The organism is Marinilactibacillus sp. GCM10026970 (genome assembly GCF_042660675.1).
Classification (GTDB): Bacteria; Bacillota; Bacilli; order Lactobacillales; family Carnobacteriaceae_A; genus Marinilactibacillus.
Window position 1 is genome coordinate 135,259 of sequence record NZ_JBHSUL010000027.1, and the last position, 18,333, is coordinate 153,591.

Genomic DNA, 18,333 nt, shown 5'->3' on the forward strand with positions numbered 1-18,333 from the left:
ACTGCTTCGTTTTTTGTTTTGTTTAATGGATTAACGTGTAGAAACGTAATAGGTATCGTAAGCTTCTTTTAGCACGTATCCTAGTGACTCTGCTAATTTAGCAGAGCCTATATTTTCTGCATCCCAGCCTGGATAAACATTATTGTCAAGGCAATCCAACATTAAAGCCGCAGAAGCAACGGCCGCTAAGCCTTGTCTTCTATAATTAGGGTCTGTGCCCACTTCAATTTCAATCCCTTCATCGAAAATACTGAAACTGGATGCCCCACTCACCACTTTCCCTTCGTGTAGCACAACGTAACCCATACCTCTACTGAGAAAATCTTCGTGAGACTTGAAATTTCCTGTAAAGTCCGGTGATAGTTGATGTAAAGAGGGTAATTCGATTACCCTCTGATCAATTTTTCTGACTGAATACGGTTCAGGTAATTGGGTGACCAGCTTTTTTAAATGGTTTCGGTCAAAAAATTCTGCAATATGTTCGAAGCGGTATCTAGAGTATTTTTCAAAAGCGCCTTCGTGCATAGCTTCCAGCTTTTGTTTCCAGCCTTCTGACTCTGTAATAACAAGAGCATCTTCTGGTAGGTTCTCCAGCATTTCTTCCGCTGCCGGTGAATGATGATTTCCAGCATAAAAAGTGAAAATGCTGACGGTGATCTGAGCGGCTGTAGGCTTATCCAGATCATCTACCCAAGCTTCTCCCATATGCCCTTCCAGATAAGTTTGGATCATCGTATTTTCTAGTCCTTTAAAAAGGGATTCAATTTTCTTTTGAACGGTTTGATCTGCTTTATACAACATAAGTTCCTTCTCTCAAGTTAGTGAACCAGCTTAAAAGAGACTGCAGATAAAGTGTGCTCGTCTTTAGTTCTGGATAAAAGAACGGAAGGGTTCGGCCATTTTGTCTGTATCGATAATATAAGAACTGTGGTCTTCACCCTTTAGAACCTGCAACTCCGCAACTGGTATCTTTTTTTCAATCGTTTGATACATCGATCTGTAAAAAAGATCATGTTCGCCCGCTGTGACTAATGTAGGAACGTTGATCTTTTTCAAATCTTCGGGATCGATATTTGGTTCATTTAACATCAAGTAAAATGCCGGGTCTTTTGTTTCATTGAATTGTTTTGTTAAATCGTCTAGTGGTTTTTTCTTCCAGTCTTTCGGTGAAAGATTGGGGCTTAGACTGATGAGTTTGCTTAAGTAGCGCTCTTGTCTGATTCCAAGAAGTAAAGCGATGATGCCACCATCACTAAATCCTAGGATCGTAACCTCTTTTAAGTTTAGTTTTTCAATAAATAGATGGATATCTTCTGCTAGGTCATTGTAATTGTATCGTTCACTGATTTTGGTGCTCTTTCCGTGATCTCGACTATCTAAAGCATAAACGGTGAATGACTTTTCCAAGTTAGATACTAGTGCATCAAAAATATGCAAGTCTTCCCCATTTCCGTGTAGCAATACCAAATTCGGACCTTTTCCGCTCACTTCGTAATGTAATTCAATTTTTTGATTGATTTTAATGTTCATATGTACACCGTCCTCTCTGCGCTACTTTCTTTAGTATACCGCAAGAACTGACTTTTAGGCACAAAAAAGTGCCTTTTCCCTTTTGGGAGCCAGCACTTTTGTATACAATGTTATAGATTTTCGTAACTATTGTGTGTATTCAATTCTTGAATCTCGCCTGTTTCAAAATAGACGATCCATTCAGAGATATTTGTGATGTAATCTCCGATACGCTCGATATATGTGCTCGCCATCATATAGTCGGTTGCACCTAAAACCAATTCAGGATCTTTTTTCATTTCAGCGATACAAGCTTCTTTGATATCGTGAGCTAAGCTATCGACTAGATAATCGTATTTAGCGATTTCAATGGCTTTTTCTGTATCATATTCTATATAAGCTTTTAATACGTCTTCGCCCATTTTTTTGATTTTCTCACCAGCATCTGAAATCATACCTTCGATCATTGTATTACGCTTGTTGCCTTTAACACGAATCGTTGATTTTGAGATACTAACGGCATGGTCTCCCATACGCTCAAGATCGGCAGAAGCTTTCATAACGGTAACGATTTTTCTAAGATCTGTGGTCACAGGTTGTTGTAAAGCAATCAGTTCAATACAAGCTTGTTCAAGATCGTGTTCGAATTGATTGATCTCACTATCTTCATCAATGACGCCCTTAGCTAGTTCTTTGTCATGCTTAACAAAAGCTTTGATCGATTTATAAATGGCTTCATTCACCTTACAACCCATTTGGTAAAACTTTCTGTGCAGCTGTTCTAACTCTTCATCATATGCTCTTCTCATTTTATATACCCTCCTATTTTCATTGAAATTTGCTTAACCGAATCGTCCTGAAATATAATTTTCAGTTTCTTCTTGATCTGGGTTTGTAAAGATTTTACGGGTATCAGCGTGTTCAATGATGTGTCCATTCAAGAAAAAGGCTGTTTCATCAGATACTCGAGAAGCTTGTTGCATGTTATGTGTGACCATAACGATAGTATAATCATTTTTCAATTGAGAAACCAATTCTTCGATCTTAGCTGTAGAAATTGGATCCAAGGCACTTGTCGGTTCATCCATTAATAAGACTTCTGGTTCTACCGCTAAGGCTCTAGCGATACAAATCCTTTGTTGCTGTCCACCAGAGATGGATAAAGCATTACGGTTTAAATGATCTTTGACCTCATCCCAGATAGCAGCTTGTTTCAAGCTGCGTTCGACGATTTCATCTAATTCTTCTTTCTTTTTGATTCCATGTGTACGAGGTCCGTATGCAATATTGTCGTAAATACTTTTTGGAAATGGATTCGGTTGTTGGAATACCATGCCGACTTTTTTTCTTAACTGGTTGATATCGGTTTTACTTCCGTAGATATCTTTTCCATCTAGCTCTACTTTTCCTTCAATACGGCAGTTCTCAACGAGATCGTTCATTCTGTTCAATGTTTTAATGAACGTTGATTTCCCACATCCAGAAGGTCCAATAAACGCTGTGATCTTTTTCTCAGGAACCTCAAGATCCAGTCCATGTAATGCCTGGAAATCTCCGTACCATAATTTAAGATCTTGAACTTTAATTTTTGAAGTCTGTGTAGCCATTTATTTTCCTCCTTTAGATAATCGAGAACTGACAAACGTTGAAAGACCGTTTAAGATCAGTACAAATAATAACAAGATAACTGCAGTCGCGTAAGCTTCATTGACATGGAAGCCTTCACTTGAAAGAACATACATATGCAACGCTAGTGTTCTACCAGAACTGAATAATGAATTTGGCAGGTTCGTTGATGAACCTAAAGTATATAAGAGTGCAGCCGTTTCACCAATGACACGTCCACTCGCTAAAATGACTCCAGAAAGAATCCCTGGCATCGCAACAGGTAATACGACTGTAAATATCGTTCTTAATTTACCTGCTCCTAAAGCATAACTGGCTTCACGGATTGGACGTCCAGTAGAAATCAATGCTTCTTCTGTTGCACGAATAATTAAAGGAAGTGCCATGATTACAGATGTTAAGATCCCTGCCAATAATGAGAATCTTAAACCTAAAAACGTTACAAAGAATAAGAATCCGAATAACCCATAAACGATTGAAGGAACCGCTGCTAGTGTATCTGTAGCCATACTAATGGCTTTAACGATTGGATTTTTTCGATTGGCATAATCCACTAGGTAAAATCCAGTAAAGACGCCAATTGGTGTAGCAATCAGTAACGTTCCACCTACTAGATAAAATGTTGTAATGATCGCTGGCATCATAGAAACGTTTTGTGAGTTATAATTCCATGCAAATAAATCTGGCGTGATATATCTAAGACCATTATACAAAATGAAGAAAATAATATATCCGAGCATCCCGAAAGTGATTGCTGAGGCTAAATAAACTAAGCCACGTAAAATTTTTGAACCCATACTTATTTAGCCTCCTTATTTTTGAAGTATAAAAAGATAGAATTAATGATTAAGATGAACGCAAACAAAACAACAGATGTAGCAATCAAGGCATCACGATGTGGACCACTTGCATAACCCATCTCGAGAACAATATTGGTCGTCAACGTACGGACACCTGACAACAAATTACTCGGGATGATTGGTTGATTTCCCGCAATCAATACAACTGCCATCGTTTCGCCAATTGCACGCCCGATTCCTAAAATAACACTGGATACGATACCCGATTTAGCAGCCGGAATCAGTACGGCAAACACACTTCGTTCTTTTGTTGCACCCATTGCGATACTACCTGTGTAATAAGATCTAGGAATCGCTCTTAACGCCGCTTCAGATAAACTAATAACTGTCGGTAGAATCATGATTCCAAGTAAAACTTGAGCTGTAAGCACACTGAATCCTGTACCACCTAACCAGCTAGTCTCACGAACGAAAGGAACGAATACTTGTAAAGCAAAGAATCCGTATACGATTGAAGGAATTGCGGCCATCAAATTCACTGCCGGTTTCAATATTTTATAAAGAATCGGCGGACAAAATTCTGCCATGAATACAGCTGTCAAAATCCCTACTGGAACACCGACTACCACTGCACCAAGTGTGACATAAAGAGAACCTACAATCATCGGGAAAATTCCATAAAGTGCAGGATTATTAGAAGGCGTCCATTTTTGACCGAACAGGAAATCACCAAATCCGTATTCCGCTATAAATGGTACCCCATTAGCAAATATAAATATAACAATTAATAATAATGCAACGATTGAAAAGATAGCGGATAGGAAAAAGATTCCTTTCATAGCTGTTTCTTTGCCATTCTTCAAAATTAACATCCTTTCTGCGATAGAGATCATTTCATTTTAGATTTTTGATAGAATATCAGATCAAATCAAGCTTAAAATTCAATGACCTCTACCTAAAAGCTCAATTGAATAAAAACGCATAAAAAGGGTTAAGAGTCGAATTAGAACTAATTCGACTCCACCCCTCCAAAGCTAGACCTATCATTTATTTAATTGTACTATTTTCAACGAACAGAATCTGTTATAAGGGGAGACTTGTGATTGATTGATCTGTTATAAAACATTCGAACATTTGAAATAGAACGATTAGTTCATGACGTCTTCCCAAGTTGTTACTTCACCAGTGAAGATTTGTTGAACTTGGTCTAAAGTTAAATCTTCAAGTGGGTTTTCAGGATTTACAACTACTGCAATTCCATCCAAAGCGATTGCTTCGTGTGAGATTGTTGCACCTTCATCATCAGTGATTTCACGAGAAGCCATTCCGATATCAGCTGTTCCGTCTTGAGCTGCAGTTACACCAGCACTTGAACCTGTTGCTGAAATATCAAAATTCACATCCGGATACATAGCAGAGAAAGCTTCAGATAATGCTTCTGCTACTGGTGCTACTGAAGTTGAACCTGCAAGGCTGATTGTTCCTTCGATTCCTTCAGCTTCTTCGTATGCTGCTGCATCTTGATCTACTTTAATGTAACCAGCTTCTTCAACAACATCTTGTCCTTCAGCAGAGAAGATGAAGTCCCAGAACTCTTGAGCTACTGGAGATAAGTCTTCACCGTATGCCATGTTAAATGGACGAGAAATGCCATAGTTTCCATCAACAATCTCTTCATCAGTCGGAGCAGCTCCATCAACGTTTACACCTTTTACTTGGTCACTCATTGAACCAATAGAGATGTAACCAATACCATTAGTATCGCCTGCAACTGTTGTAATGACTCCGTTCGTACCGTTTTGGATTGTTGCTGCTTGATATGTGTTATCAGTGTCGCCGTCTTCAGATAACACGCCAGTGATTTCGTTGAAAGCATCACGTGTACCAGAACCGTCTTCACGTACAACAACGTTCATTGTAGTTGAAGTATCAAAGTCACTTGTTGCTGCATCATCAGTTGCTGCGCCACCAGTTTCTGTAGTATCAGTATCATCTGTACCAGTATCTCCAGAACCTGTATCAGATCCGCCGTCTCCACAAGCTGCTAATAATGCTGTTGCACTAAGTGCCATAATCCATTTCGATGCGTACTTAAGTTTCATTTTAAATCTCCTTCTGATTAAGTTATGTGATGGACAGTTTATCTTGCCCTCGGTTCTTATACTACAATCCGATTGTTGATTCATTGCTGAGATTATGTGTAGTTCATGTAAATGAATGTAAATTTAATGTAAATATAAAAGGAATTCCAAAACAACATTTATTTGAAATCCTTTACCTAAAGCATTGTCAAATGTAAACACTCTTTATTTTGTGGAATTAACAAAAAAGTTCTTCTCCCAAATCATTCAATTTACATTGAACAAATCAAGACAAGAACTTCAAATCTCTAAAAATTTAGTAAGATTGGTTGTAGGAAATAGACTGCTAGTACAATAACGACAATACTGACGATGTTCATCCAGAAACCAGCTTTTACCATATCTTCTATTTTCAATTCGTTAGTACTAAATACAGCTGCATTAGGCGGTGTTGATATGGGTAACATAAACGCGCAAGAAGACGCTAAAGCAACAACAGCCATAATACCGTATGGTGCGACTCCTATCCCTGCTGCAAGACCGACACTAATAGGCATCAGCATATTGGATACAGCTGTATTGGACATAATTTCTGTCATGAATAAGACAGTGGTGGTTAAAATAATCAAAATTACAAAGTAATTGAATTGATCGAGATTAGACAAGATCTCTCCAAACCATAAAGTCAGTCCAGAAGATTCAAAGGCCGCCGCAAGAGATAACCCTCCTCCGAACAACAATAGTAACCCCCAAGACAGATGCTTCATATCGATCCAATCCAGTAACCTACCACCTTTTGAGCTTGGAATCAAAAAGAGTAAAGTTGCTCCAAAGATTGAAATCGTCGTATCTGAAAGTTCAAATGGAAGAAATCCACCAAAGATCCAAAGTAAGCCAATTAATGAGAAGACAATTAAAACCATTTTTTCCTCTATAGACATCGGTCCTAGATCAATTAATTGCTGCTTTGCAAAATCAGAAGAGATTTCTCCCACCTGTTTCACTTTGAATTTGATCCTTGTAATGTAAAAGTATAAAACAATCATCAAAACTATTGTAATGACGATACCAAATAAAAACCAGTCCGAAAATGTTACATTTTGATCCAACATAGTCGAAGCGATAGCTACGAACGCTGCATTAGGAACTGAACCAACGATTGTTGCCAGTCCCCCTATCGAAGCGGAATAAGCGACCATCAAGAGTAAGCCTTTTGAGAAGTTTTCCATAGATTCTGTATCAAAGAAGTTCTTCTCTCTTATTTCTGAAATCAAAGCAATTGCAATGGGCAGCATCATCAGTGCTGTTGCCGCATTGGAGATCCACATTGATAAAAATGCCGTCGCCAGTCCAACGCCTAATATGATTCGATTACTACTTGTACCTAGAATCGAAATAATTGTCATTGCAATTCTCTTATGCAGATTCCATTTTTCAATAGCAATGGCTATTGTAAATCCTCCCATATACATAAAAACGATTGGGTTCCCATAAGCTGCCGCGGCAGTCGCTTGGTCTGCTCCACCTGTTAACGGCAATAGGAAAATGGGTAACAAGGATGTAGCTGGTATCGGCAAAGCTTCCGTGATCCACCAAATCGCCACCCAAGCCGTTACGCCTAACACCGCTCTAGGTGAATCTTCTAGCCCAGTAAGGTTGGGTAAAAAATAGAGTACTGAGAACAACAGTGGACCAAAGATCAGTCCTACTTTTTTTGTATCGATCATTTTCTTTCTCCCCATTTCTTGAATCTATTATAAAAAGACTTCTCACACAGCGAAATAGTGCCCACCCAGTCTTTAATTGTTACTGGGCAGCACTATTTTTGTTGTGGACTCATTCAATTTAGTATTTCAAAATTATCCTTGATACTGACCTTTAGTAGCAATATTGGTTTTCTTAATATCATTGATGATGACTGTAATGGCGTCTTTTTGAGCACCTGTGTGTGTTTCTACCGCCTTAACGATATCCTCTACTAAATGCTTTTTCTGTTCATCAGAACGTCCTTCAATCATCTCTACGTGAACGATTGGCATGTGTTTCACCTCTTTTTGATTTGTATGAAATATCATAGCATACTTTTTCTAACGCTCTGCCTTCTTTTTAGAATGTTAAGCAAAAAGGATCAATCACTTTATTAAAAGCGATTAATCCTTATTTTGACTTAAGAATATTTTGTTAGAAAATTATTTACTTGGAAACCGGTACAACTGAACCGCCCCAAGTTTCTAGAATGAAGTCTTGTGTTTCTTGACTATGCAATTCGTCTACTAGCTTAATGATGGCTTCGTTTTCAGCATCTTCTGAACGAACAGCAATAATATTAGCATACGGAGAATCTTCTCCTTGAATCGCGATTGAATCTTCTACAGGATTTAAGTCATTATCCACAGCGAAGTTTGAGTTGATAAAGACAACATCTCCTTCGTTGTTCTCATAAAGTTGAACCATCAAGTCGGGTGCATAATCATACTGGAAGTCAAGGTTACGTTCGTTTTCAACGATATCATCAAATGTCGCATCTGTGATATTCACACTTTCATCTACTTTGATTAGATCGTGGTCTTGTAGAATTTCAAGGATACGGCCATAATCAGATGCATTACTACTGACCAAAACTTCAGCACCTTCTGGAAGATCTTCTAATCGGTCAATAGATTGCGAATAAGCTGCGATCGGTTCAATATGAATTCCACCTGCATTAACAAAATCATAACCGAACTGTTCTACTTCTGCATCAAAGTAAGGAACATGCTGGAAGTAGTTTGCGTCTAAATCTCCAGCATCTAGAGCCTGGTTGATTAATGGATAATCTGTATAGGTAATAATTTCTAAATCAACACCTTCTTCTGCAAGTATTGGTTTAACGAACTCTAAAATCTCTGCGTGTGGTGTGTTTGTCGCACCGATTTTGATAGTTGTTTCTTCTGATGCTGAGTCTGTTGTGTCACCTGAACCCTCATTTGCTGAATCATCCGATCCATTGCCACAGGCACTTAATAGTGCAACCGCTCCTGCTGATAGTAATACTTTTTTCCATAATGAATTTGTCATGTTATTTTCCCCCATAAATCTATTTTTTAAAAGTTTATTCCTATAGTTATTGATGTTACCTTTTATCGATTCTCTTGACGGCAATATCTCCAATCGCTTGTAGGATAAATACAATGAATACGATTGTGATCGTTGCGACGAGAACCACTGTGTTTCGTCCTCTTTGAAATCCATCCAGATAAGCCATATTGCCTAAACCACCTGCTCCGATAATCCCAGCAATAGCTGAAAAACCGACCAATGAGATAGCTGTGACGGTGATTCCTGCAACAAGTGACGGCAAACTTTCAGGTATCAGTACTTTGCCGATGATCTGAAGCTTACTCGCGCCCATTGCTTCGGCTGCTTCCACCACGCCTTTATCAACATCTCTGAATCCTGATTCAACTAATCTAGCATAAAACGGTGCGGCTGATAAAATCAGAGCCGGTAGCCCCGCCGTCGGACCGGTCATCGTACCCAGTAGTGCTCGAGTAAATGGAATCATCAAAACAATCAAGATAATAAAGGGAATGGACCGGAAGACATTAACTAAAAATGTAGTTATATAGTAAACGATTTTTGCAAACCCACCATTTCTACGACTTGTTTCATATAATAGCAAACCTAAAACTAAGCCAATAATGAAAACTGCAACTAAAGAGGCGAACGTCATATACAAGGTATCTTGAGTGTTTTCCCACAGTTTCGTTAAGTCAACATCTTCCCAGTTGGTGTAAGACTGGAACACTTCCAATAAACTTTGATCTCTACGCATAATCAATCACCTCTATTTCAATATCGTATCCTTCAATCTGTTTCAAGCCTTTCTCCACATCTTTTGGATCTCCTGTTACTTGAACGTAAAGGGAACCTACTGCATCTTCTTGTGACTCTTGAATATTCCCTTGAATAATATTGATATCCACATTACAAGTTCTGGAGATTTTAGAGATAAATGGATTCCTTACTTGATCCCCTGCGAAAACCAGTCTAGCAATTTTCCCTTCAGGATATTTTCTAGCCAATTCATGCAAAATCGTAATGACATCTTCTGAATCAGCTGATGTATCTTGTCTAATAAACTGTTTTGTAATTTCTTGTTCAGGGTTCCTGAAGACTTGTGTAACTTTTCCTTCTTCCACGACTTTCCCTTTGCTCATGACTGCTACGCGATCACAGATTCTTCTGATCACTTGCATCTCATGTGTAATCAAGACGATGGTCAGATTCAACTTACGATTAATATCTAGTAATAATTCAAGAACATCTTCCGTCGTTTTAGGATCTAAGGCACTGGTTGCTTCATCACATAAAAGGACTTTAGGATCATTCGCCAAGGCTCTAGCAATACCGACTCTTTGTTTTTGTCCACCTGAAAGTTGTGAAGGATACGCTTCTTCTCTGCCTTCCAGTCCAACTAAACGAATCAGTTCTTTCGCTCTATCCACTCGCTTTGCCTTAGGTACTTTTGCGATTTCTAGCGGAAACATAATGTTTTCTAAAACTGTTCTACTCCAAAGTAGGTTAAAGTGTTGGAAAATCATCCCAATTTTCTGTCTTTCTTTTCTCAGCGTTGCATTTTTTAAAGTGTTCAGTGCTTTACCGGCTAATGATACTTCTCCTGATGTTGGTTTTTCCAGTCCGTTCAGTAATCTAAGTAACGTACTTTTTCCAGCACCAGAGTAACCGATGATTCCGTATATCTCACCATCCTGTATCGCGATATTGACATCGTCTAGAGCTGTGACGTCATCTTGTTTTGTCTTATAAACTTTATTGATCTGTTTTAATTCGATCATGTTGTTTCCTCCTAAAGAAAAGTGGTTCCCGTCAGCCGATTTCAGAGATAAATATGTCTTATTCTTAGTGATTTTAACAATAAAAAAAGCTTTTGTCCTATAGAATCCATTCGTAGATTCCAAAGGACAAAAGCTTTAGCTTTCGTGTTACCACCTTTATTCGTCTGGTACTCGCGTATCAGACCTCAACCAGTACTTGGACTATTTTCCGTATACCGTGGCACGTTATCGGGTGCAACCGGATCAGGCTTATGATTGCTCATTCACCTAATCTGCTCAAAGCTCATTTTCCATCCCGTTTACATTGCTGCTTTTCACCAATTAGCAGCTCTCTTTGAATGTTTCTTGGATGTACTCTACTTATCATCGCTTGTTTATTTGATTCGCATAACTTGTTGTATTAATGTGATTTTTATAATATCAAGATACCGGAAGACTGTCAAGCTTAATTTTCGTTTCCCCATACTTTATCTGAAAATGTACGAACTGTATCGTGATCTGAGCTAGCCAATTCTACGATCCAATTTTCTGTCTTGTCCGCTGAATTCAATAATTCTGGTTCATCTTCCACTTCTTTATGAACAGCAGTTATGGTTCCACTGATAGGAATGGTCAGCTCCGTTACGGCTTTAGCACCCTCGACACCTAGTAGTACGTCTCCAGCTTTAAGATTTGTGCCTTCTTCCGGCAATTCTACAAACATAACTTCTCCAATATCATCTTGCCCTTTTTCTGATAGTCCAATTCTATAGTTGTCTGATATTTTTTCGATCCACACACCAGACTCATGATATTTTACCGTCATTTTTGATCCTCCTTTTCTTTTTCCCACACTGTTTCATATTCTGCTTCTTTAAATCCAACTGTTAGATTATTTTGATTGAAAGCTAGCGGTCGCTTGACTAACATGCCGTCTTGGGACAATAACTCTGCCGCTTCTTGAATCGTTAGATTCGGTACTATTTCTTTTAAGTTTTTTTCTCGATATACTTGTCCGCTTGTATTGAAAAACTGTTTGATCGGACGATCTGTTTTTTCAAGCAATTCAGCCCATTCTTCTTTTGATAAGGATGTCTCTTTTAGATTGATCCACTCATATGCGATTGATCTTTCGTCCAGCCACTTTTGGGCTTTTTTACACGTTGTACATGTCGGGTGGCAATAAAATTTCATTTTCAATACTCCTTATCGTTGAATCATCTCTATCTATTATACGGTATTTCACTAAAAAGAAAAAGAGGACAAAAGAAAAACGAGGAAGGTCTCCCCTTAGCCTCGTCTTCGCCTTTAATAAACTAACCATCCATTTTTGCTTCATCACTGTCTTGCTTAATGGTCTCAAGTTCGTCTTCTTTTAACCGATTTACTTTGTAAATGACTTTTTTCAGAATCACTGTATCTTCCTCGTCTGGATAACCCGTCCATTCTGAGTCACTGATCTGTTTTTCTCTTCTAAGGTCTGATTCATATTCCGGAACAGATTTGCCATTTTTCCATTCAAAAATAATCGTATTCAAGAGTCCACCTAGTAAAATAATGATACTAGATAAAAAGAGAAACAACATCAAAGCGATGAACGCTCCAAAAGTCGCATTTGCTATGGCATCTCCACCTGCAAGATTCAAATAAAGTGAGAATCCTTGCACAAGGATTAACCAACCAATAGTAGAGAAAATCGCACCAGGGAAAGAATATTTCATTGTAAGACTATGGTTAGGTATAAACCGATATACGATTAAGAATACGATGAACAAAATGGCAATCAAGACAACATATCTTAAGATTAAAAAAGCATCAATAAACGGTAGTTGTAGGCCGACAAAATCTTGTACGATATTCAGAATTTGTTCTCCAAACACGAATAAGAATACAGCTAGACCGATAACTACTAATATGGCGACCATCACAAACACTGAGATAATACGTGCAATGATAAAGTTATTTTGCATCGTTGCGCCATATACATCATTCAAGACTTTTCTGAGTATATTGATCACTTTACTGGCTGACCAGATTGCACCTAACAAACCAATGGAGATTACGCCTCCACTTCCGCTTTCCAAGTAACTCGCGAGTGTTGGTTCAAGTACATTGAAGATATCTTGCGGGATAACTTCTGACATAAAATCCAAGATATCCGCTGTCGCTACTGGTAGTAAAGGTATCACGTTTGCGATAACCAACAGTACCGGCAACAGAGATAGCAAAAGGAAATACGCCATTCCAGCTGCACTCTGATTGATATCTGCTCGTTCCCAATTGGACTGAAAAATATTAATCAGTCGAATTAGTTTCTTCTTATGAGGAATCTTGTCCTCGAATTTTTCTACTTTTTCCATACTCATCACTTCCTAATACTGTTGATCCCCAACAGTTCTTTGTTTCATCATATCATATTCATATACTCAAACCGTATTGAAAGGCATTTACAATTTTGGATTCTTTTTAAATCGACTACATAAATAAAAAACCACACCAGATTCCATAAGGGACCTGATGTGGGACAGTTATTTACGCTTACTGGTCGTGCAAGTTGTATTCAGAAATGATCATCTGAATACCTTCTTCAACGGTTTTTGCAGTCATTTCTTTATCAGATTTGTACCAGATCATCGCTTGCTCATCTTGAGCTTGACGAACTGTACCGATCACTTTGTTTTTCACTAAAACTTCAAGTTCAGTTAAAGTATCTGACTGATTAGCAGTTTCTTTGATTTCAACTTCAATATTTTTATTACGATTAGACATGTGTATCCTCCGTTTATAAGCCATACGCTTTATCTTTTGTCTCTTAAGGATACTTCAAACCAGCCTTTTGAGCAAGAAGAAACAGATTTAAATTCATTATAATTTTATATCTTTAAGCTTTTCGATATAATACTCTGAACAAACTATTTTTAAATCGTTCCATACTTTTAAGGAGGAAATCCGTATGAAACTCGTCCAATACTATACTGCTTCAAATACTCAAGTACAGCTCGGTATTGAATTAACCTCTGGTATTTTGAACGTCGAGACTTTAGCAAAGCATTTCGAAGACCCTTCTGAATATACTATGAATTCCGTCATTCAAAAACCTCATTTTCAACTACAACTGAAACGTCTGCTGGAACGTTATCATTATGAAGACTTTGACTCTGAAAATTTTCTTGAACAAAGCGATCACATCTATTACCTTCCAGTTGTTCAAGATCCCGAGAAAATCATCTGTGTAGGCATGAATTATGTAGATTACGTTAAAGAAGTTGATGGTGAATTGCCAGTGACACCCATTTTTTATAATATATATAATAATGCACTAGCCGCTCATCGACAAGAGATCCCAGTACCTTCTGTGGCTAGAGATGTCGATTATTCTGCAGAATTAATTGTAGTTATAGGTAAAGAAGCATCCAATATTAATGAGAAACAAGTGAGTGATTATATTTTTGGCTATACGATTGGTAACAATTTAACAGATTGGACTATTCAAATGAGCTCTTCTCAATGGATGCTTGGTAAAACACTAAACTTTTTTGCACCGATCGGTCCTACTATCCTGACTTCAGATGAACTAGTAGATCCCACCAATTTAGCCATTACGTTGAAAGTCAACAATGAAATCAGGCAACAAGGAAATACAAAGGATATGATTTTTACTATTCCTTATATTATTAGCTACTTGTCTCGTCATATAACCTTAAAACCTGGTGACTTAATTTTCACAGGAACACCTAAAGGGGTTATTGCTGGAAAACCGATAGCTGAGCGGCAATGGCTTAAACAAAATGATTTGCTGGAAGTTTCGATTCAAAATATTGGTACACTTTCTAATCAATTAAAATGAAAAAAACAGTCTTGTTCTCTAGTCGTAATGACCAAAGACAAGACTGTTTTTTTGAAAAAATTTTAAGAACTCTCTGTTACTTCTTTGACGTAACCATGTTTTGGTACTTTTGATTGTTTTTGGAATGGATAACGCATACCTAGAGTATGTTTAACAATTTTAGTCGAGTGGTCAGACATTCGCTCAAGGTTAGAAACAATATCGACAAATAAAATTCCGTCTGATGGTAAGCCAATACCTTTGTTCAGGCGTTCAATAAATTTACTACGAATATCATCTTCTAGCTTATTGACTTCTTTTTCACGTTTCAGTACTTTTCCTGCTAAAGAATAGTTGTCTGTTGAAAATGACGTGATCGCTTCTTTGATATTTTGTTCTACTAGCTCAAACAATCTGACAAGGTCTTCGTCGAAAAAGACTTTATCTTCTTTGTTGTAATTTTTGTTATGCTTTTTGTTTGCTTTTACAGCTTCTTGAATATTTTTAATAATATTTTCAGAGTGATCACCGATTCGTTCCAGATATTTTGTCACATCAACGAGTTGTGCATGTTCTGCTGAGTTTTGTAACGGAAGATCTTCTACTGAGATCAACATTAAATACTCTGTTAAGTGAACATCGATTTTATTGACGACTTCTTCTAATTGGAGTGTATCTGTCCTACTTTTTTCGTCTTGTTTTTTATAATACTTGAACATTGAGTTGAATTCTTCTACTACAAATTCACCCATCTGCTCAATTTCGAGTTTAGCTTGATTCAAAGCAATGGATGGTGCTGTCTGAATAAGAGAATAATCCAAATGCGAAGAATCGTATTCGATCAACGCATCGTCTCCAGGTACGATTTTTGTAACAATAGCAGCAATTTGACTAATGAACCACATTTGTACTAGTACGTTAAAGACATTAAACATACCATGCGCAAAGGCAATCTGCATAGGCGCATTTAGCCCGAACTGTACAGATAAAAAGCTCACAAGGCTTGTAAATGGACTCAACAGTAACAAAATGATGACAGTTCCTAATATGTTGAATATCACGTGAGAAGCTGATGTACGTTTTGCTGCCACACTTGCCCCTATTGCTGCAAGAATCGCTGTGATGGTTGTTCCGATATTACTTCCGAATAAAACGGGCAGAGCTGCTTCAAGCGTGATACTTCCGTGGCTATAAAGTTCTTGTAAAATCCCAATTGTTGCAGAAGAACTTTGAAGCATAAAGGTGAATAAAGTTCCTGAGATTACACCGAGAATCGGGTTGTTTGATAGTGTGACCATTGCATCCGTAAAGACTTGAAGATCTTCAAGCGGCGCTAGTCCTTCCCCCATCAACTCAAGTCCGTAGAATAGAGCTCCGAAGCCAAAAACGACTTGTCCCATACTATTCACAAATGGACGTTTAAAGAAGAATAACAACATGGCTCCTACAGCCAGTATAGGTAAAGCATACCCACCTATATCAAATCCGATAATAAATGCCGTGATCGTCGTTCCGATATTAGCACCCATAATAATTCCAATTGCTTGTTTGAGTTTCATAAACCCGGCGCTAACAAGTCCTACGGTCAGTACGGTTGTCCCACTACTACTTTGAATCAATACCGTTACGACGATTCCCGCGAGCACCGCTCGAAATGGCGTAGATGTAAACTTGTTTAAAATATCTCGCAAATTATCTCCAGCGGATCGTTGAAGACCGTCTCCCATATATTTCAAACCGAAAAGGAAAATGCCTAGTCCACCAACGAACTGAAAAATGATTTGTTGTATATCCACTTTTTTTACTCCTCCATTAGATGTATTACGTACTTTAGTGATGGATAACTTGAAGTAATATCGAACACCTATTACTTTCGAATTCAGAGTTTCCATTCTTATCTTAAATGTATCTTTACAATAAATGAACACTAAATTTACAAATTAGAAGATTTTTATTTTATACCCTTTGTATTTGAACATGATAACGATGGTCTTTTAAGCCGATTTTTGAGACCTTTGCGTCATAACCGAATTCTTTTATGTATATAGTTAGAATAGTTCGGCATAAACTTCAATCCACCAACAGTGTTCCGCTTACATTTCTATAGACTTCGTTCGTCCCTAAAGTTGTCTATCCAATCATTCTTTACATAACGTTCACATAAAGTTAACAATTGAATTTTTTATCTATCAAAAGTCTTTCATTAAGGTAGTCCGTTCTATTTTATTAAATGCTTTTACCTCTTTTAAAAAGATGAAACCCACTTCTCAATTGTAAACTTTAGGATAATTATTGATTGATTTTGTCTATCTTTCTGACTTATTTGATAAAATAAATTCAACTATACTCAAGGGAGTGTGATAATTTTGAAGATGACTTATACGAAAACTGAACATAGTTGGATGTTTTATGATTGGGCGGAATCGGCCTTTTCGATTATCGTAACAACCGCTATTTTCCCTATCTACTATAGTAGCGCAGCTGAACTGTCTGGTGTGTCGACCGGAAACTCTACTGCCTATCTTGGATACACCATCTCTATCTTTACTCTGATTATCGCAGTACTATCACCGCTTCTTGGAACAATGGCTGATGTCAAAGGTTTCAAAAAGAAATTTTTCTTCACGTTTTTTGCACTCGGCGTTCTAGGAACGCTCAGTCTCGCTTTTATTCCTGACACTTCTTGGTTGGTTTTATTAATCGGATATGCCGTAGCCTCGATTGGAATGGCTGGATCAAATGTATTCTATGATGGATTTCTAGTTGATATTACAAAGCCAGAACGTATGAATCGCGTTTCTTCCAGAGGTTTCAGCTTGGGTTACATCGGGAGCAGCATTCCTTTTTCGATCAGTATCGGCATTATACTCTTGTCTCAAAATGGTGTATTACCTTTTTCTACGATCAGCGCAACTCGCTTCGCATTTATACTGACAGCTCTTTGGTGGACTGTGTTTAGTTTACCGATGCTGAAAAATGTTCATCAAATCCACGGGATCGAAAGACAACCCAAGCTCGTTAAGCACAGTTTTAAGCGTCTTTTTAGTACCTTCCGTCAACTAAAGCAGTACCGTGCAGCCTTTTTATTTTTGATTGCTTATATGTTTTATATTGATGGTGTGGGAACGATCATCTCAATGTCTACGGCTTATGGAACAGATCTAGGTTTGCAAGCGACTGACTTGCTTATCGTATTGTTCGTTGTTCAGATCGTCGCTGCACCATTTGCTATATTATATGGTCGACTTGCTGACCGTTTTCCTGGTAAAACGATGATTTATGTAGCGATCGTCGTATATATTGGTGTATGTACCTACGCATTCTTTATGTCCACTTTGGTCGACTTCTGGATACTAGCGATGCTGATTGCGACTTCTCAGGGTGGTATACAAGCCTTAAGCCGTGCTTATTTTGGACGGATTATCCCTAACCATAAGGCTAATGAGTTTTTTGGGCTCTATGACATTTTTGGCCGATTTGCTTCTATTATTGGTCCCACAATGGTCGCAACGATTACTCAGCTAACCGGAAAATCCAATTACGGGGTTTTTAGTCTCATTTTACTATTCTTTATCGGATTCTTCATCTTAACCAAGGTCCCTGAAGAAGACACAACCACTGCTGTAGATGAGTTGTCTTCAATCATTTGATTTCCACAAAAAAAGTGCCTCTCA

Annotated in this window: 19 protein-coding genes and 1 other annotated feature; of the genes, 2 read left to right on the top strand and 17 right to left on the bottom strand. The window is 37.9% G+C overall.

Annotated elements, in window-relative coordinates; all coding sequences use genetic code 11:
* Nucleotides 1–30: 30 nt before the first annotated feature.
* From ACFP65_RS08005 to ACFP65_RS08080, 16 genes are all read right to left on the bottom strand, one after another.
* On the bottom strand, nucleotides 31–801 hold the full coding sequence (locus ACFP65_RS08005) for a GNAT family N-acetyltransferase (RefSeq protein ID WP_379917491.1): 771 nt from the start codon (nucleotides 799–801) through the stop codon (nucleotides 31–33).
* 63 nt (nucleotides 802–864) lie between these two features.
* Nucleotides 865–1,530: an alpha/beta fold hydrolase gene (locus ACFP65_RS08010; protein WP_379917493.1), complete on the bottom strand. Its 666-nt coding sequence runs from the start codon at nucleotides 1,528–1,530 to the stop codon at nucleotides 865–867.
* 110 nt (nucleotides 1,531–1,640) lie between these two features.
* Nucleotides 1,641–2,318, bottom strand: a complete 678-nt coding sequence (gene phoU, locus ACFP65_RS08015; RefSeq protein ID WP_379917494.1) for a phosphate signaling complex protein PhoU — start codon at nucleotides 2,316–2,318, stop codon at nucleotides 1,641–1,643.
* 33 nt (nucleotides 2,319–2,351) lie between these two features.
* A complete protein-coding gene (pstB, locus tag ACFP65_RS08020) occupies nucleotides 2,352–3,116 on the bottom strand; it encodes a phosphate ABC transporter ATP-binding protein PstB (RefSeq protein WP_379917496.1) in 765 nt (254 codons plus the stop codon).
* On the bottom strand, nucleotides 3,117–3,932 hold the full coding sequence (gene pstA / locus ACFP65_RS08025; RefSeq protein WP_379917498.1) for a phosphate ABC transporter permease PstA: 816 nt from the start codon (nucleotides 3,930–3,932) through the stop codon (nucleotides 3,117–3,119).
* 2 nt (nucleotides 3,933–3,934) lie between these two features.
* The gene (pstC, locus tag ACFP65_RS08030) at nucleotides 3,935–4,774 is read right to left on the bottom strand and encodes a phosphate ABC transporter permease subunit PstC (RefSeq protein ID WP_379917849.1); all 840 of its coding nucleotides are present in this window, start codon (nucleotides 4,772–4,774) and stop codon (nucleotides 3,935–3,937) included.
* Nucleotides 4,775–5,083: 309 nt separating this feature from the next.
* Nucleotides 5,084–6,037, bottom strand: a complete 954-nt coding sequence (locus ACFP65_RS08035) for a substrate-binding domain-containing protein (protein ID WP_379917500.1) — start codon at nucleotides 6,035–6,037, stop codon at nucleotides 5,084–5,086.
* A 287-nt stretch (nucleotides 6,038–6,324) separates the two neighbouring features.
* Nucleotides 6,325–7,743, bottom strand: coding sequence for an SLC13 family permease (locus ACFP65_RS08040; RefSeq protein WP_379917502.1), 1,419 nt, complete (start codon nucleotides 7,741–7,743; stop codon nucleotides 6,325–6,327).
* A 132-nt stretch (nucleotides 7,744–7,875) separates the two neighbouring features.
* A complete protein-coding gene (locus ACFP65_RS08045) occupies nucleotides 7,876–8,055 on the bottom strand; it encodes a 2-hydroxymuconate tautomerase (RefSeq protein ID WP_379917504.1) in 180 nt (59 codons plus the stop codon).
* Nucleotides 8,056–8,209: 154 nt separating this feature from the next.
* Nucleotides 8,210–9,073: a MetQ/NlpA family ABC transporter substrate-binding protein gene (locus ACFP65_RS08050; RefSeq protein ID WP_379917505.1), complete on the bottom strand. Its 864-nt coding sequence runs from the start codon at nucleotides 9,071–9,073 to the stop codon at nucleotides 8,210–8,212.
* Nucleotides 9,074–9,128: 55 nt separating this feature from the next.
* Nucleotides 9,129–9,830 (bottom strand): methionine ABC transporter permease, encoded by a 702-nt coding sequence (locus ACFP65_RS08055; protein ID WP_379917507.1) that lies wholly within the window; start codon nucleotides 9,828–9,830, stop codon nucleotides 9,129–9,131.
* Nucleotides 9,823–10,854 carry a methionine ABC transporter ATP-binding protein gene (locus ACFP65_RS08060; protein ID WP_379917509.1) on the bottom strand — a complete coding sequence of 344 codons (1,032 nt, stop codon included), beginning with the start codon at nucleotides 10,852–10,854 and terminating at the stop codon, nucleotides 9,823–9,825. Before ACFP65_RS08060 ends, ACFP65_RS08055 begins: the two co-directional genes overlap by 8 nt.
* Nucleotides 10,855–10,973: 119 nt before the next feature.
* Nucleotides 10,974–11,230, bottom strand: a binding site (T-box leader).
* A gap of 69 nt (nucleotides 11,231–11,299) precedes the next feature.
* A complete protein-coding gene (locus ACFP65_RS08065) occupies nucleotides 11,300–11,659 on the bottom strand; it encodes a glycine cleavage system protein H (RefSeq protein WP_379917511.1) in 360 nt (119 codons plus the stop codon).
* Complete coding sequence (locus tag ACFP65_RS08070) at nucleotides 11,656–12,027, bottom strand: Spx/MgsR family RNA polymerase-binding regulatory protein (protein WP_379917513.1); 372 nt, start codon at nucleotides 12,025–12,027, stop codon at nucleotides 11,656–11,658. Before ACFP65_RS08070 ends, ACFP65_RS08065 begins: the two co-directional genes overlap by 4 nt.
* A gap of 122 nt (nucleotides 12,028–12,149) precedes the next feature.
* Nucleotides 12,150–13,193, bottom strand: a complete 1,044-nt coding sequence (locus tag ACFP65_RS08075; RefSeq protein WP_379917515.1) for a YihY/virulence factor BrkB family protein — start codon at nucleotides 13,191–13,193, stop codon at nucleotides 12,150–12,152.
* Between the two features lie 178 nt (nucleotides 13,194–13,371).
* Nucleotides 13,372–13,602, bottom strand: coding sequence for a DUF2969 family protein (locus ACFP65_RS08080; protein ID WP_225744478.1), 231 nt, complete (start codon nucleotides 13,600–13,602; stop codon nucleotides 13,372–13,374).
* Between the two features lie 184 nt (nucleotides 13,603–13,786).
* Here ACFP65_RS08080 and ACFP65_RS08085 point away from each other — a divergent pair, with 184 nt between their 5' ends.
* Nucleotides 13,787–14,680, top strand: a complete 894-nt coding sequence (locus ACFP65_RS08085) for a fumarylacetoacetate hydrolase family protein (protein ID WP_379917517.1) — start codon at nucleotides 13,787–13,789, stop codon at nucleotides 14,678–14,680.
* A gap of 62 nt (nucleotides 14,681–14,742) precedes the next feature.
* Here the strand turns inward: ACFP65_RS08085 and ACFP65_RS08090 are convergent, their stop codons facing one another.
* Entirely contained in the window at nucleotides 14,743–16,455 is a 1,713-nt protein-coding gene (locus ACFP65_RS08090) for a Na/Pi cotransporter family protein (RefSeq protein ID WP_379917519.1), read from the bottom strand.
* 576 nt (nucleotides 16,456–17,031) lie between these two features.
* Here ACFP65_RS08090 and ACFP65_RS08095 point away from each other — a divergent pair.
* Nucleotides 17,032–18,309, top strand: coding sequence for an MFS transporter (locus ACFP65_RS08095; protein WP_379917851.1), 1,278 nt, complete (start codon nucleotides 17,032–17,034; stop codon nucleotides 18,307–18,309).
* The last annotated feature ends 24 nt before the right edge of the window (nucleotides 18,310–18,333 follow it).

Coding starts and splice junctions, on each gene's coding strand:
- pstC (WP_379917849.1), bottom strand. CDS start 4,774: ATGAAAGGAATCTTTTTCCTATCCGCTATCTTTTCAATCGTTGCATTA.
- ACFP65_RS08080 (WP_225744478.1), bottom strand. CDS start 13,602: ATGTCTAATCGTAATAAAAATATTGAAGTTGAAATCAAAGAAACTGCT.
- ACFP65_RS08065 (WP_379917511.1), bottom strand. CDS start 11,659: ATGACGGTAAAATATCATGAGTCTGGTGTGTGGATCGAAAAAATATCA.
- ACFP65_RS08070 (WP_379917513.1), bottom strand. CDS start 12,027: ATGAAATTTTATTGCCACCCGACATGTACAACGTGTAAAAAAGCCCAA.
- ACFP65_RS08055 (WP_379917507.1), bottom strand. CDS start 9,830: ATGCGTAGAGATCAAAGTTTATTGGAAGTGTTCCAGTCTTACACCAAC.
- pstA (WP_379917498.1), bottom strand. CDS start 3,932: ATGGGTTCAAAAATTTTACGTGGCTTAGTTTATTTAGCCTCAGCAATC.
- ACFP65_RS08060 (WP_379917509.1), bottom strand. CDS start 10,854: ATGATCGAATTAAAACAGATCAATAAAGTTTATAAGACAAAACAAGAT.
- phoU (WP_379917494.1), bottom strand. CDS start 2,318: ATGAGAAGAGCATATGATGAAGAGTTAGAACAGCTGCACAGAAAGTTT.
- ACFP65_RS08085 (WP_379917517.1), top strand. CDS start 13,787: ATGAAACTCGTCCAATACTATACTGCTTCAAATACTCAAGTACAGCTC.
- ACFP65_RS08010 (WP_379917493.1), bottom strand. CDS start 1,530: ATGAACATTAAAATCAATCAAAAAATTGAATTACATTACGAAGTGAGC.
- ACFP65_RS08095 (WP_379917851.1), top strand. CDS start 17,032: ATGACTTATACGAAAACTGAACATAGTTGGATGTTTTATGATTGGGCG.
- ACFP65_RS08050 (WP_379917505.1), bottom strand. CDS start 9,073: ATGACAAATTCATTATGGAAAAAAGTATTACTATCAGCAGGAGCGGTT.
- ACFP65_RS08035 (WP_379917500.1), bottom strand. CDS start 6,037: ATGAAACTTAAGTACGCATCGAAATGGATTATGGCACTTAGTGCAACA.
- ACFP65_RS08040 (WP_379917502.1), bottom strand. CDS start 7,743: ATGATCGATACAAAAAAAGTAGGACTGATCTTTGGTCCACTGTTGTTC.
- pstB (WP_379917496.1), bottom strand. CDS start 3,116: ATGGCTACACAGACTTCAAAAATTAAAGTTCAAGATCTTAAATTATGG.
- ACFP65_RS08075 (WP_379917515.1), bottom strand. CDS start 13,193: ATGGAAAAAGTAGAAAAATTCGAGGACAAGATTCCTCATAAGAAGAAA.
- ACFP65_RS08045 (WP_379917504.1), bottom strand. CDS start 8,055: ATGCCAATCGTTCACGTAGAGATGATTGAAGGACGTTCTGATGAACAG.
- ACFP65_RS08005 (WP_379917491.1), bottom strand. CDS start 801: ATGTTGTATAAAGCAGATCAAACCGTTCAAAAGAAAATTGAATCCCTT.